This is a genomic window from Pontiella sp. (assembly GCF_041622395.1).
Classification (GTDB): domain Bacteria; phylum Verrucomicrobiota; class Kiritimatiellia; order Kiritimatiellales; family Pontiellaceae; genus Pontiella.
On the sequence record NZ_JBFJYW010000061.1, the window covers coordinates 1 to 14,242 of the forward strand.

The 14,242-nt window shown below is 63.6% G+C and carries 9 protein-coding genes and 1 pseudogene; 3 read left to right on the forward strand and 7 right to left on the reverse strand.

Annotation, left to right across the window (positions count from 1 at the left end; genetic code table 11):
- Together ABYO54_RS05340 and ABYO54_RS05345 are read right to left on the reverse strand one after the other, a co-directional pair.
- Positions 1-228: pseudogene (locus ABYO54_RS05340) on the reverse strand (PLP-dependent transferase); the annotation flags it as partial.
- 48 nt (positions 229-276) lie between these two features.
- Positions 277-1,419, reverse strand: a complete 1,143-nt coding sequence (locus ABYO54_RS05345; RefSeq protein WP_372807209.1) for a PLP-dependent aspartate aminotransferase family protein — start codon at positions 1,417-1,419, stop codon at positions 277-279.
- A 164-nt stretch (positions 1,420-1,583) separates the two neighbouring features.
- Here ABYO54_RS05345 and ABYO54_RS05350 point away from each other — a divergent pair, with 164 nt between their 5' ends.
- Positions 1,584-2,765, forward strand: coding sequence for a DNA cytosine methyltransferase (locus tag ABYO54_RS05350; protein WP_372807210.1), 1,182 nt, complete (start codon positions 1,584-1,586; stop codon positions 2,763-2,765).
- Positions 2,766-2,776: 11 nt separating this feature from the next.
- Here ABYO54_RS05350 and ABYO54_RS05355 read toward each other — a convergent pair whose 3' ends face one another.
- The 5 genes from ABYO54_RS05355 to ABYO54_RS05375 form a co-directional block, all read right to left on the reverse strand.
- On the reverse strand, positions 2,777-3,613 hold the full coding sequence (locus ABYO54_RS05355) for a Cfr10I/Bse634I family restriction endonuclease (protein ID WP_372807211.1): 837 nt from the start codon (positions 3,611-3,613) through the stop codon (positions 2,777-2,779).
- Positions 3,610-5,526: a biosynthetic arginine decarboxylase gene (speA, locus tag ABYO54_RS05360; protein WP_372807217.1), complete on the reverse strand. Its 1,917-nt coding sequence runs from the start codon at positions 5,524-5,526 to the stop codon at positions 3,610-3,612. Before speA ends, ABYO54_RS05355 begins: the two co-directional genes overlap by 4 nt.
- A gap of 56 nt (positions 5,527-5,582) precedes the next feature.
- The gene (locus tag ABYO54_RS05365) at positions 5,583-8,339 is read right to left on the reverse strand and encodes an Hsp70 family protein (RefSeq protein WP_372807212.1); all 2,757 of its coding nucleotides are present in this window, start codon (positions 8,337-8,339) and stop codon (positions 5,583-5,585) included.
- 3 nt (positions 8,340-8,342) lie between these two features.
- Positions 8,343-10,109: an Hsp70 family protein gene (locus tag ABYO54_RS05370; protein ID WP_372807213.1), complete on the reverse strand. Its 1,767-nt coding sequence runs from the start codon at positions 10,107-10,109 to the stop codon at positions 8,343-8,345.
- Between the two features lie 140 nt (positions 10,110-10,249).
- Positions 10,250-10,732, reverse strand: a complete 483-nt coding sequence (locus tag ABYO54_RS05375; protein ID WP_372807214.1) for a DUF2760 domain-containing protein — start codon at positions 10,730-10,732, stop codon at positions 10,250-10,252.
- Positions 10,733-10,939: 207 nt separating this feature from the next.
- On the opposite strand from ABYO54_RS05375, the gene ABYO54_RS05380 reads away from it, so the two are divergent.
- Together ABYO54_RS05380 and ABYO54_RS05385 are read left to right on the forward strand one after the other, a co-directional pair.
- Positions 10,940-12,139 carry a cofactor-independent phosphoglycerate mutase gene (locus tag ABYO54_RS05380; RefSeq protein ID WP_372807215.1) on the forward strand — a complete coding sequence of 400 codons (1,200 nt, stop codon included), beginning with the start codon at positions 10,940-10,942 and terminating at the stop codon, positions 12,137-12,139.
- A gap of 137 nt (positions 12,140-12,276) precedes the next feature.
- Positions 12,277-14,166, forward strand: a complete 1,890-nt coding sequence (locus ABYO54_RS05385) for a DEAD/DEAH box helicase (RefSeq protein WP_372807216.1) — start codon at positions 12,277-12,279, stop codon at positions 14,164-14,166.
- Positions 14,167-14,242: the final 76 nt, after the last annotated feature.

The window sequence follows — 14,242 nt, forward strand, 5'->3', positions numbered from 1 at the left end:
CCCCTCGCCGGCAAACTTGGCAAACGCCTGCGCAACCAGCGGATGGTAGAAGAAGCGCGGATAGCCCAACCGCAGCCGGGCCATGGTGGCCGGATCCTGTTCCTCGTAGCCGACGACGTCCCGCCAGCGCGGCAGGCACATCGAGATGGCGTGCGTCGTGTTCGGGACCGGCTGGCCCAGATCCTCGGCCCGCCAGAGCGGATGGTTGCGTAGGGTTTCCTGTGGCATGGCTTTTTACTCTGGGAAAGGGGTTTGGCCTGCGGGCCATGTTGTCGTTTAAAGAGGGTTTAGCGAGGTTTGGAGATCGGCGATCAGGTCGCCGGCGTCTTCGATTCCGACCGAGAAGCGGACGAGCCCGTCGGTGATGCCGACGGCTTCGCGCTCGGCTTTGGGGATCGACGCATGCGTCATCGAGGCCGGGTGGCAGATGAGCGATTCGATCCCGCCGAGGCTTTCGGCCAGCGTGAATAGCTTGAGGTTCGAGACCAGCTCCACCACCTGCGCGAACGGAAGGTCGAAGAGGGCCGTCACGATGCCGCTGCCGCCCCGCATCTGTTTCTTTGCCAGCGCGTATTGCGGGTGCGAGGGCAGAAACGGGTAGCGCACGGTTGCGGTGCAATCGAGCCCTTCGAGGAACTCCGCAACCTTCAGCGCATTCTCGAAATGCTTCTCCATGCGGATGCCCAGCGTTTTGACTCCGCGCGAAATCAGCCAGCAGTCGAACGGCGACGGATTGAGGCCGATCGCCTTCTGGGCAAAGACCATCTTTTCGTTCCACGCTTCCGAGTTGGTGCAGACCACGCCGCCGAGGCAGTCGGAGTGCCCGTTGATGTATTTCGTGGTGCTCGAAAGGCTCAAGTCCGCCCCCAGCGCGAGCGGGTTCTGGAAATAGGGCGAGGCAAACGTGTTGTCGACCAGCAGCGCGGTGCCGGCCGCGTGGGCCGCTTCCGCGACCGCCTCGATATCGATGATTTTCAGCAGCGGGTTGGTCGGCGACTCGATCCAGACCAGCGCCGGGTGCTGCCTTTCGATCTCCGCATGGTTCGCCGGGTCGGAAAGGTCGACGTAGCCGATCGTGACGCCGAACTTTTTGAAGACCTGGTCGTAGATCCGGTAGCTGCAGCCGTAGATGTTCTCTTCCGCCACCACGTGGTCGCCCGCCTTGAGCGTCGAGATCACCGCCGTGACCGCCGCCATGCCGCTGCCGAATACCGTGGCATAGCGGGCCTGCTCCAGATGGGCCAGGGTCGCCCCCAGGCGGTCGAAGGCCGGGTTGCCGGAGCGGGTGTAGTCGTAGCCGCGCGTTTCGCCGGGCGCGAGCTGCGCAAAGGTGGAGGTGAGGTAGACGGGCGGTATCACGGCCCCGGTTTCCCGGTCCGCTTCCTGTCCGATATGGATGGCTGCCGTGTTGAATTTCATGCGTTTTCGGAATAACCAGTTATCCGATCCTTTATTAATTGTTTTCAGGATTCGGAAGCTACTGCGCCGCGGCCGTTCCGTCAAACTTTGTCGTCTTCAAAGGAATCCCGCTTGACGCAAAAGGCCCATTAGAAGACCTTGTTCGTTTAACTCCGAGGTATCCGATGGCAGAGAGTGGTGGCAAATCCAGCAAGGTGTACGTTTCCAGCGACGGAACGCGCTATATCGACGTCCGGACCGCCGACGCCGCATCCCGCGGCAAGGTGATCAGTCTTTTTAGCGGCGCGGGCGGGCTGGACATCGGGTTGGAGCAGGCGGGCTTCGAAACCGCCGTCTGCGTCGAGATCGATGCCGACTGCCGCGAAACGCTGCGCCACAACCGCCCCGGCTGGAAGCTGTTCGAACCGGGCGACGTCCGCGCCGCCGATGCCGGCGCGTTGCTGGAACTCGCCGGCCTGGCCCGGGGCGAGGCCGCGCTGGTGGTGGGCGGCGCTCCGTGCCAGCCCTTCAGCAATATCGGCAAAAAGCAGGGGTGGGACGATCCGAAGAACGGCGACCTCTTCCTGGAGTTCGTGCGGGTGGTCAAAGGCGCGCTGCCCAAGGCGTTCATCTTCGAAAACGTCACGGGCATCACCCAGGGCCGGCACGCCGAGGTGATCGACTACATGTATCGGCAATTCGAAGGGCTGGGCTATGGCTTGTCGCACCGGGTCATAAATGCCGCCGACCATGGCCTGCCGCAAACCCGCTCGCGCTTCATCCTGCTCGGCATTCAGGGCGTGGCGGCGCCCGCCTTTCCGCTGCCGACGCATTCTAAGGGGCTGAAGGAATGGCGCCGCTTTGTCGAAGGGCTGGAGGACGCACCCGCCTTCGAGTCCGCCCGCTGGAGGTCGATCGGCGAAACCTTCGCCGCGCTTCCGTCGGACTACCGGAAGCGGCCGGACTACGTCGTCATGAAAAACGGCCCGGTGGTGGTTGAGCGCATGAAGCGGATCGGTCCCGGCGAAAACTTCAAGGTGCTGCCGATGTCGATGCGCCCCAAGTGCTGGCAAAACGGAAAGCACCAGGGGCAGGACACCTTCGGCCGTCCGCGGTTGGACGAGCCCTCGGCCACCATCCGCACGGCCGCCTACAATCCGACGAAGGGGAAATATATCCATCCCGTCGAGCACCGCGGATTCGACCTGATCGAGATGGCCGCCCTGCAGGGCTTCCCCTACGAATGGGAGTTCCGCAGCGTGCGCGGCGGAACGACGCTCGTTGGCGGCGGCAAGCAGATCGGCAACGCCGTGCCGCCCCTGCTGGGCAAGGTGCTCGGGCTGGCGGTTGCCCTGCAGATGGGATGACCGAACGCGTTCTACCGCAGGATCGCGGCGAAAAACTCCGTGGCCTCGTTGAGGCTGTTGACCTCGTAGACGGCGTCGACCGCCGCCTCCGGTTCGTGGTCCGGCGACGCGATCGAATGGGTGGCGACGGTGCGTAGCGCCCGGCGGTCCGCGTCGCCAAGCTTCGTCGAGACCGCGTAGTATTTCAGATCGACCGGAGTCCCGGGCTTTAGCTTCGTCTGCAGGTGGGCGTGGACGGCTTTGGTCAAGCTGCCCTCGTGCGCGATCTGCAGGCGCCTATCGGGGCGCAGCGACAGCTTGACCGAGGCGTAGCCCGCAATGGCTTCAAGGCCGCAACGGCCGATCAATTCGCGGTAGGCGTTGTCGAGCAGGGCGAGCGATTCTTCCGTCAAATGCCCGATCTGTTCGCCGAACCATGGCGGCAGGTCGATGGCGCGGGCGTTGATCAGCACGAAGTCGGGGTTCGAGGTAACGAGGCTCACCGCGGCGGAGGTCTTCACCTTGGTCCGCAATTGTTCGATGATCGCGAACGGCTCCGGTTGGTAGAGTCTTGCCCGGTCGAACTGCGACACGTTGGGAATCTGCAGCGGCAGCAGGCGGGTGCGCGCGGCGATATGGTAGTTCCAGCCCTCCAGGGCCAGCAGCCACTCGTACCAGTCGCCATGCGCATTGGCCAGCGAGCCGCTTGTAACCGCCGGATAGAGCGCCCTCAGTTGCGCGTCGAATCCGTCGATGAGCTCCGTGAATGGGACGTGCCGCGGGGGCAGTTTATTCGAAAGCATCCCGCAAAACGCCGCGCCCTTGTCGAGCTGTAGGCGTCCGCCGGAGGTTTCGCTGAAATAGCTCATCGCTCAAAGTAGGTGTATCCGCGCATCCCGTTTTCAAACGCTTCCATGATCTGGCGGCGGTCCTTGGCCGTGATGGCATCGTTGCGCACGGCGTTTTCCGCCAGCTGGCGGATGCGCTGGATCATGCGCTTGGGGTCGTATTCCACGTAGGAAAGGACGTCGGCGACCGAGTCGCCTTCGAGTTCGCGGGAATAGTGCAGGGCACCGTCGGTATCCACTTGGATGGTGACGACGTTGGTGTCGCCGAGCAGGTTGTGGAGGTCGCCGAGCGTTTCCTGGTAGGCACCGACAAGGAAGACCCCGAGGTAGTATTCCTGATCCGTCAGGTTGTGCAGCGGAAGGGTGTCGCGCGTCGTGTATTGCCCGACGAAGCGGTCGATTTTTCCGTCGCAGTCGCAGGTGATGTCGGCCACGACCACTTCGCGGTCGGGCTTTTCGTTCAGCCGATGGATCGGCATCACCGGGAAGAGCTGGTCGATCGCCCAGACATCCGGCAGCGATTGGAACAGGCTGAAGTTGCCGTAGTAGATGTCGGCCAGCATGGCCGGGAGCCCGCGCAATTCGTTGGGGACGTATTCCATCTCCTCCGTCAGCTTCGCAATGCGCGTCACGATGTGCCAAAAGATTTCGCCGGCTAGCGCGCGCTCGCGCAGGCTCATGGTGCCGCGTTTGAAGCGCTGGTGGATTTCGTCGCGATAGTAGTAGGCGTCGTGGAAGCACTCCTGCACGTTGCGGAGGTTGACCACCCGGACGACCGCCATGAGGTTGTGCAGCAGTTCGTGGGCGTCGTCCGGAAGCTCGGTCGGCAGATCGCTGATCTCGAACCGGCTTTCGTCCAGAATGTTGAACAGCAGAACGGAATAGTAGGCCACCGTGGCGCGGCCGGACTCGGTGACGATGTTCGGGTGCGGAACGTCGTTCTCGTTGAGCGTGCTCGTGAGGTTCTCGACGATCGCCAGGCAATATTCATCGAGGCTGTAGTTGCGGCTGGCTTCGGAATTCCCGTGCGAACCGTCGTAGTCGACCGCCAGCCCGCCGCCGAGGTCGAGGATGCCCATCGGTGCGCCTTCGTTGACGAGCCCGATGTACACCCGGCACGCTTCGACGACCGCTTCGCGGATATCCCGGATGTCCGGAATTTGCGAGCCAAAGTGGTAATGCAGCAGTTTGAGGCAGTCGAGCATCCCGACTTCCTTCAGCCGGTCGACCAGATCGCACACCTGCGACGGGTTGAGGCCGAATACGCTGCGCTCGCCGCCGGATTCGTTCCAGTGTCCGGAAGCCTGCGTGGAAAGTTTCAGCCGCACCCCGATGATCGGCGGAATGCCGAGCGTCTTGGAGCGCTCGATGATCAGTTCGAGTTCGGACGGGGTTTCCACCACGAAAATGCACTGCAGGCCCATTTTGCAGGCATAGAGTCCGAGTTCCACGAACTCTTCGTCCTTATAGCCGTTGCAGATCAGGTAGGCCTGGGGGTCCTGCATGTAGGTGAGGGCCGCGATCAACTCGGGCTTGCTGCCGGCTTCCAGTCCGTGGTGGTAGCGTGCGCCGAATTCCGTGATCTCCTCGAGCACCTGCTGCTGCTGGTTGACCTTGATCGGGTAGACGCCGCGGTAGTGGCCCTGGTAATCAAACTCCTGGATCGCCCGCCCGAAACCTTCGTGCAGCTTCTTGATGCGGGAGTCGAGGATGTCGGAAAAGCGCAACAGCACCGGCATGTCCATGCCGCGGTCCGTCAGGCCATCGACGATGTTGCGCAGGCTGACGCCCACCCCGTTGCCGTGCGGATGCACGATCACTTCGCCGGATTCCGACACGCTGAAATAGTCGGCACCCCAGTTGTTGATGCCGTAGATGTCTGCCGATTGTTCCGTCGACCATTCTGTAGTTTGTGTTTTCAAGTTTTTCGATATAGGGATACCCGGGCGGTTTTGAAAGGCAATTATTCCAAAAACCTCGATCTTTTGTTTTATCCGGCCAGGTGCAGACCGGGCGGAAGGGCTTCGCCGAAGGCGCGATCCTGTTCTTCCGAGTCTAGCAGGCCGCCTTCTGCCACGAGTTTTTGCAGGCGTTGCGGGGCCTCGTTTTCCTGCATCCACTGCAGCACCTGCCGGCGGGCCTCGTCGGAGAGATCGCGGTAGCGGTCGTCGGTCTTTCGCGCCAGATGCATCAGGGCAAAGGGGCGTTCCTTGGATGGGCCCTCGAGTTGCATCAGCCGCTGCGTCCAGGGCTCGACGGTTTCAGCGGGCACCACGGTGTTGAGCGGGCCATAGCTCGGGACGCGCGCGCCGATGCGGCCGAGGGCCCAGACCGCCGCGCCGTTGGAGATGCGGGCGCCCTTGCGCTCCAGCCAAATCAGCAGCAGTTCGCCGAGCTGTTCCTTTTTTTCGATCGGCAGCCGTTCGAGCGACCCGAGCAGCCGCCAGACCTCTGCGCTTTCGTGGTCGCCGAACAGGAAGCCGGTGGGCTTGCCGGCCTTTTTTACGCCCGGGTTGCGGATGCGCGAATTCCACTGCTTGATCAGCGGGTTGGCCAGCTCCATCTGCTGGTTTTCCGTCAGTCCGCCCGCAATGCGCCGCCAAAGGATCCACCATTCGGCCCGGCACATTTCATTGCGGAGGTTTTCCACGCCCGCCTGCTTGATGCGCCAGACGTTGCCCACCCGCCAGTCGTCGGCGGCAAAGCCGTATCCCGGCCGCAGCGCATAGCCGGCAAGGTTCAGCCAGCGCGCTTCGAGTTCCGGCCCCGCTTTGCGGCAGTCGGCCAGCGGCAGCACCTCTTCGAGCCAGCGCCGCAGCAGCGCCGGCGGCCATTCGTTGCGCCCAAGGCCGGTGTTCTCTTCAAGCCTTGCGAGCAGCCGGACGGGATCGCCGCTGCGTTGCCGGCCCAGCACCGATTGAATGACGCCGACGCTCGAGGCCGCCATCGCCTCGTCCACCACGCCGGCGCGGTTGGCGGCATCTTCCACCACCGCGCGCTCGGTCTGCGTGGCGGCGCGCGCATCGAACTGCAGGCGCCACTGGCGGGGGCCGCCCTGTTCGGCCAGCCACACCTCGATCGTGCCGATCTCCGTCAGTTTGGCGTGCAGTTGAACGTTGACCCGGTCGGCGGTTTTCTTTTTGCCGGAGTTGATCACGGTTTTAATCGACGGCATCGGGCGCATCGTTTCTTCGTCGATGGGCAGCAGGTCGCCCGGTTGGTCGGTGGTGCGGGTGCCGGAGGTGTAGAGCGGGAATTCGACCGGTTGGCGGATCTGCAGCTTGAAGGTGCGGTTCGTGAGCTGAACGGTTTCGCCCTCCTCGAGTCCGGCGGGCAACAGGCAGACGGCCGAGGCTTTGCCGCTATCCTGGCCGACGCCGAGATAGTAGGTGCGGGCGAGGCCGCCGGTGATGCGGCTGCCCTGTCCGCGCCGCACGCGCCCGTATTCCGCCGCGCCGTAGGCCACGGCCAAGGCCAGCCGGTCGGCGCGCAGCACCTGCGGTTGCCAGTCGAGCGCCTTTTCCAAAACGCCCAGCAGCCGCTCGCGCAGCACGGTCGACTCGAAGAATCCGCCGTTGAAAAGAAGATAGTCCGGCCGCACGTTGCCGTGCTCCGCGAGAAAGGCGGTCAGGTAGCGGGTGATGCCCGGGTCCGGCGCGAAGGGCAGGCCGAATTCCTGGAAGCCGGACTGCCGCAGGTTGGGGCGGGCGTCCGCCGCCACCTCGGGCAGGAAGCCGTCGACCAGCAGGCGCGCAACCTCTGCGCGATCGAGCTCGACCTGCCGGCTGCCGCCGACCACGCTGCGTCCGCGGGCGGGCAGCTGGAGGGTATGGGTGGCCGGCGCGTCATCGCCGAGCAGGGCCTCCTTGGCCTGCTGGCAGCGCCGGACCAGGATGCTCCAGACCGCCGGCGCCAGTTTTTCGCCGCCGAGCTTTTGCTCCACGTGATGCGCCAGCGCCAGATCGAGGTTGTCGCCGCCGAGCAGCAGATGGTCGCCGACGGCGATGCGGCGATAGCTCAGCGTGCCGTCTTTGCCCGTTTCGGTTTGGATCAGGGTCAGGTCGGTGGTGCCGCCGCCGATGTCGCAGACGAGAATGGACTCGCCAGCCTGCATGCCGGCGGTTTTGCGGTGTTCGCGCATCCAGGCATAAAACGCCGCCTGCGGTTCTTCGAGCAGGCAGAGGCGGGGCAACCCCGCCGCGCGCGCGGCATCGACCGTCAGTTCGCGCGCCACCTCGTCGAACGAGGCCGGTACGGTCAGCACCAGGTCTTGCTGGGCCAGCGGGGCCTCCGGGTGGGCGTGGTCCCACGCGTGGCGGATATGTTCGAGATAGCGGCGGCTCGCTTCGCCGGGCGAGAGTTTGTTCACGTCCGGCGCGCCGTGCCATGGCAGCAGATCCGCCTTGCGGTCCACGCCGTTGTGGCTCAGCCACGACTTGGCCGAAACCGTCAGCCGCCCCGGAACGGCGGCGCCGTGATCGCGCGCCAGCACGCCGACGATCGGGGCGTTGCCGCTCCACGGCAGCGCCGTGGCTTCGGCTTCGAACTCCCCGGCGGCGGGTTCGTAGTGGAACGACGGCAGCGACTCGCGCGCTTCCACCGTCCCCGGCGCCACCAGTTGCGGTACCGCAAAGGGGGTCGTTACGAAATTTTTCTGCTCAAGGTCGATATAGGCCACGGCCGAGTTGGTCGTGCCCAGATCGATCCCGACCACGTAGCGCGGCGCCGCTTCGGAATCCGTTTTCATGGGCTACTCCTCCCGGACGCTGAACTCCAGCTTCCAGCGGTGGTCGGTGAGGGTGCTGACGCACCAGAGCTCGAAAATGCCGAGTTCGGTCACGCGCGATTCGAAGCGGACGGGAATGTAGCCGTCTTCGACGCCTTCGGCTGCCGGGAGCTCGGCTTCGAGCGAGTCGGTTTCCTGCAACTCCTCCTCGGTCCAGGAGGTGAGCAGGTCGCCGGGTTTGTCGTCTTTGCGCACGGCGGAGCTGAGCACGCGGAAGTGGGCCGGTTCGCCGGTGACGAGGCCGAATTCTTCGCCGGGCACTTCGATCTCGGAGCCCTCCTCCATGCCGGCGGGCACGACGCAAAAGGCGTTGAGCGGGCGCGGCGCGCCGGGAATGGCGAGGCCGGCGGTTTCGATGCCGAGATAGTAGGCACGCGCCGTGCCGCCGCGGATGCGCAGGCCGCCGCTGTGCTTGGACGCCGCGTAGAAGGCGCCGCCGGTGGCCACGGCGTGGTCGAGGTCTTCGTGGCCGTCGAGCAGTTTCGGTACGGCGCCGAACCAGGAGCCCATCAGCTCCATCAGGCGGTTTTTGAAGATGTCCGACTTGAAAACGCCGCCGTTGAACAGCACGTGGGTCGGCCGCACGGACGCATCGCCTTCGGCATGCATGCCGAGGAACGCGGCGAGGTGGCGGGTGATGGCGGTGTCGTGTTCGTAGGGCAGGCCGAGCTCGCGGAACCCCGACAGGCGCGGGCGCTGCGGGCGGTCGTTCAGTGCGCAAGCCGGGAAGAAGCCTTCGAGCAGGGCATCGGAAACCTGCTGCTTGTTGAGGTCGACGGATATGTTGCCGCCGATCACGCTGCGACCGCGGCCGAGGATGGTGACGGGATGCGTCTGCGCGCCTGCGGGCGAGAGCAAATCCTCCTTGGCCTGGCGGCAGGCGTGCCAGAGGGCGGTCGACTGCCATGCGTCCACCTTCACGCCCTGTTCGGCGAACGCCTGCTGGGCGAGGTGGGCGGTGAGCAGGTCCATGTTGTCGCCGCCCACGAGAATGTGGTTGCCGACGGCCACGCGGCGCAGGACGAGATCGCCGTCTTCGTCCTCGACGCGCACGAGCGTGAAGTCGGTGGTGCCGCCGCCGACGTCGCAGACGAGCAGGGTATCGTTCTTGCCGAGCTGCTTGCGCCAGTCGTTGCCGACCTGAGCGAGCCAGGCGTAGACGGCCGACTGCGGCTCCTCGAGCAGGATCAGGTGTTCGGGCAATCCGGCTTCCCGGGCGGCGAGGTGGGTGAGTTCGCGGGCGGAGGCATCGAACGAGGCGGGTACGGTGAGCACCAGTTGCTGTTCGGCGAACGGCGCATCGGGAAACTGGGCGTTCCAGGCGCCGGCGAGATGTTGCAGGTAGCGCTTGGAGGCTTCGACCGGCGAGCATTTTTCGACCTCGTCGGGAGCGCCCCAGGGCAGGATGGCTTCGTGGCGGTCCACGCGGCTGTGGCAGAGCCACGATTTGGCGGCGGCGACGGTGCGGCCGGGGAGCTCGGCGGCGCGGCGGCGGGCATATTCGCCGACGCTCCAGTTCACGTTGCCCATCCAGTCCGGTGCGCCCGGTTCGGCGGCGGTGCCGAGGTGCATGAACGAGGGTAGAGTGGTGCGCTTTTCCGTGGTGGCTTGGTCAACCAGCTGCGGGATGGCCAGGCATTCCACCGGCGCGCCTTCGGTTTCGAGGCGGCGGTAGGCCAGTGCCGAGTTGGTGGTTCCAAGGTCGATTCCTATGGCATAGGTAGGGTTCATGATGGTGTCCTCCTCCGCGGATGCGGATTCGATTAAATGAAAAAGGGGGGTGATGTACGGGTTTGAATGACCGCAAAGACGCGAAGACGCAAAGGACGTTGAATCTTTGTTTCTTCGCGTTTTCGCGGTCGAATAATAATTTAGAGTTCGATTTCGGCGGGGGCGACGATCTTGGCGGAAGCGTCGGAGCCCTGCCAAACGGGCAGGTCGAGTTTGGTGGCGGTCCAGCCCGGATGCATCAGCTCGCCGGAATAGGGGGCTTCGCCGACCACGTTGCCGGTCAGCTTGATGGCCGCGGCATCGAAGCCGGCGGGCACGGTGAGCGTTGAGCCCTCGTTTTCGGTGCGCAACGGTTGCAGGGCAAACATGCGTTGGAGCACCTTGCGGCTGTCGGCTTGGATGTCGCGCACGGCCGCGGCGACCTGCTGGTCGGAGTAGCCGTCGAGCGGTTCCATCAGAAAGTCGATGAGCCGGGCTTCGCGCTGCAGGGCGGCCAGCAGGGTGAGGGCTTCGCTGCGGGCCGGCTTGGCCGCGGGCAATTCCGGTTTTTCAGCCGCCGCCACCGGGGCGCCGGATTTCAATGCGGTAAAGAAGGCCTTGAAAGCCTGTCCTAATTTGCTCATTTTAAAGTCTCCAAAAAATCTTATTTTCGTGGGCACTTCGTGTGCCGATGAAACGCCAAGGTATGAAATCCCTTCCCAATGTAAAGCGCAACGTTGCGTTTAATGGGAAAGTAGGCCTTCGGGCGACGGGGCAAATAGATGCGCTAAGGAATTGCTTTTGGGAGGGTTTTCAGAGACATTTCGGCGCAATTATTTGGAGATTTGTTAGTGAAGTATGTGGTTCTAGTTGGCGACGGAATGGGCGACTATCCGGTCGAAGCACTGGGCGGCAAGACCCCGCTGCAGGCGGCGGAGTGTCCGATGATCCGGACCTTCGCGGCCTTGGGCGAGACGCGCATGGTGCAGACGGTTCCGGACGGCATGCCGCCCGGAAGCGACGTGGCCAACCTGGCCTTGCTTGGATACGACGCGGCGCTCAACTATACGGGCCGCGCCCCGATCGAGGCCGCCGGGGCGGAAATCCCGATGTCGCCGACGGATGTGGCGTTTCGCTGCAACTTGGTGACGGTGTCTGACGACGGGATGATGAACGACTATTCCGCCGGGCATATAACCACGGAAGAGGGGCGCGCCTTGGTGGCGTCGCTCCAGCAAGCGCTGGGGGAAGAAGGGCTGACCTTCCATCCTGGCGTGCAGTACCGCCATCTCCTTGTTTGGGACGGCGGTCCTGCGAAGTGCGCCTGCGAACCGGCGCACGAAATTACCGACCAACCGGTGGCGGAGAATCTGCCGGTGGGGGAACGGGAGGATGAAGTCCGCGAACTAATGGAAAAATCGAAAGCGGTGTTTGCGGAACATCCGGTGAACCAGAAGCGTATTGCGGAAGGCAAAAAGCCCGCAACGCAGATCTGGCTGTGGGGGCAAGGTAGCGCCATGCAGCTGGAGACCTACAAGGCCCTTTATGGATTGGGCGGAGGCGTTATCTCCGCCGTGGATCTGTTGAAGGGCATCGCAAAACTGGCCGGTTTGGAAGCGCCCGACGTTGACGGCGCGACCGGCTTCCTGGATACGAATTATCAGGGCAAAGTGGACGCGGCGCTGGAGATTCTTGAACGGGAAGATTTTGTTTTCGTTCATATCGAAGCGCCGGACGAGTGCGGTCACATGGGCGACGCCGAAAAGAAGACGTTCGCCATCGAAGAGTTCGATGCCAAGGTGTGCGCCCCGATCTTCCGTTGGTTGGAAGAGCGCGGCGAGGAATACACGCTGATGTTGTGCACCGATCACCGTACCCCCGTGGCGTTGAAAGGCCACACGTCCGAGCCCGTTCCCATGGCCGTCTTCAAGGGCCCCGTGGGAACACGAGTTGCGCAGGCCGCGTTCGACGAACGCGTGAACCAAGGAAATGCACAGTGCATGGCCTGCGATTGGATACAGGAAATATTGAAAACATCATCCGAGATATGATGGAAGAATGGATCTGTTGGATTACTGATTTTTAGACGAAACCGTGCCGTGGAGGCCGATCAACCCCTTTAAAGCAAGCAAGACATCCTAACAGCGATCCATTCTTCCTCCCTTTCGGATGCGAAAGGAACAGGAAATTGAGTCTATTAAAAAAAATCGCTTCCGTTTTCGGCAAGAAAGACGAGCCGAAGAAGCAGGAAGCCCGCAAGCAAACGAACGAAACGTCCGCCGAAAAGGCGATCAAGCCGCATCAGGAAGAGTGGCGGCCGGGGCAGAAAAAGACCGCAACCAAGCGCCGTAAGCCGCAGGGCGCGGGGCCGGGCAAAAAGCCGGAGCGCGAAGAGCGGGGCGGCCCTAGCCGTCCGCCGCGCGAAAAGAGACCGGAAAAGAAGGAGGTCCCGAAGTTCGAACTCTCTGCCGAGGAGCAGGAGCGGATGAAGGAATTCCGCCCGGAAGAGGAGGACCGTCGGATCGCCTACGAAAAGCGCCTGAAGCAGCGCTGGGCCGAAAAGCACGGGGTTTCCGAACGCCCGCCGCGCAAGAAGCGCGAGCCGCGAGCGAGCGGGGAAAAGCGGGAGCCGCGCGAGCGTAAGCCGCGCGAAGACCGTCCCCGCGAACCGCGCGAGGAACGCTCCCGCGAACCGCGCGAAGAGAACCAGTTCAAGCCGCTTCCCAAACGGGAACCGAAGCCGCGCGCCGAAGAGACGCCGTGGGATGAGGCGGAGTTCACCGTAGAGCCGCAAGAGGGCAAGATCCGTTTCCATGATCTGGGGCTGCATCCGCGTCTGATGCGCAGCATCCATGCGCTGGGCTGGCAGTATGCCACGCCGATTCAGGGCGAGATCCTCCCCGGGACCCTCAAGGGCCGGGATATGGCGGGCCGCGCACAGACGGGTACGGGCAAGACCGCCGCGTTCCTGATCTCGATCATCAACCACTGCCTCAACAATCCGCTGCAAAAACAAAGCGTCGGCTGCCCGCGCGCCTTGATTATTGCCCCGACGCGCGAGCTGGCGATGCAGATCGGCAGCGACTCGGAAGGGTTGAACAAGTTCACCGGGTTGCGCACGGTCGTGCTTTATGGCGGCATGGACTACAACAAGCAGCAGCGCGAGCTCGAGGACGATCTCATCGATATCGTCGTGGCCACGCCGGGGCGCTTGCTGGACTTCGCCAACAAGAACGTCGTGAAGCTGAGTTTCACCGAAATCATGGTGATCGACGAGGCCGACCGCATGCTCGACATGGGCTTCATTCCCGACGTGCGGCGCATCATCTACAAGACGCCGCCGAAAGAGAAGCGCCAGACCGTGCTGTTCAGCGCGACGCTGTCCGACGCGGTCATGAACCTCGCCGCGGCGTGGATGGTGGAGCCCGAGCGGATCGACATCGAGCCGGAACAGGTTGCCGTCGATTCCGTCGAGCAGAAGGTCTTCATCGTGACCGACGACCAAAAGTTCCAGTTGCTCTACAACATTATCAAGATCGACGCGCCCGAGCGGATCATCATCTTCACGAACCGCCGCGACCAGGCCGAGCGCCTTTCCGAGGATCTCGACCGCTATGGCCACAAGTGCGAAATGCTCTCCGGCGCCGTGACGCAGAAGAAGCGCATGCGCATCCTGGAGGATTTCAAATCGGGCAAGGTGAAAGTGCTCGTTGCGACGGATGTTGCGGGGCGCGGCATCCACGTCGATGGCCTGAGCCACGTGGTGAACTTCAATATTCCGGAAAACCCGGACGACTACGTGCACCGTATCGGCCGCACGGGCCGTGCCGGGGCGAAGGGGCAGTCGATTACCTTCGCCTGCGAGATGGAGTCGTTCGAGCTGCCGAAGATCGAGGAGTTGCTGGGCATGGAGTTGAAGTGCACCATGCCGCCGGAGCAGTTGCTCGAAGAGTTGCCGTCCGCGCCGCCGCGCAAGCGCAAGCCGCGTCCGGAGGGCGGCCGCCGTCCGAACGGTGGGCATCATCGCCCGGGCCAACGCCGTAGTGGCGGAGGTTCCGGCCACCGCACCCCGCGCTAGCGCGGGATGCCAAAAAAAAGCCCCGCAAAACGCGGGGCTTTTTTTTTAGCGGAAGAGCGGGCTTCGGCGACCGGCG

Excerpts from the sequence above, each read along its gene's own strand:
- ABYO54_RS05345 (WP_372807209.1), bottom strand. The coding sequence starts at position 1,419 with ATGAAATTCAACACGGCAGCCATCCATATCGGACAGGAAGCGGACCGG.
- ABYO54_RS05350 (WP_372807210.1), top strand. The coding sequence starts at position 1,584 with ATGGCAGAGAGTGGTGGCAAATCCAGCAAGGTGTACGTTTCCAGCGAC.
- ABYO54_RS05355 (WP_372807211.1), bottom strand. The coding sequence starts at position 3,613 with ATGAGCTATTTCAGCGAAACCTCCGGCGGACGCCTACAGCTCGACAAG.
- ABYO54_RS05365 (WP_372807212.1), bottom strand. The coding sequence starts at position 8,339 with ATGAAAACGGATTCCGAAGCGGCGCCGCGCTACGTGGTCGGGATCGAT.
- ABYO54_RS05370 (WP_372807213.1), bottom strand. The coding sequence starts at position 10,109 with ATGAACCCTACCTATGCCATAGGAATCGACCTTGGAACCACCAACTCG.
- ABYO54_RS05375 (WP_372807214.1), bottom strand. The coding sequence starts at position 10,732 with ATGAGCAAATTAGGACAGGCTTTCAAGGCCTTCTTTACCGCATTGAAA.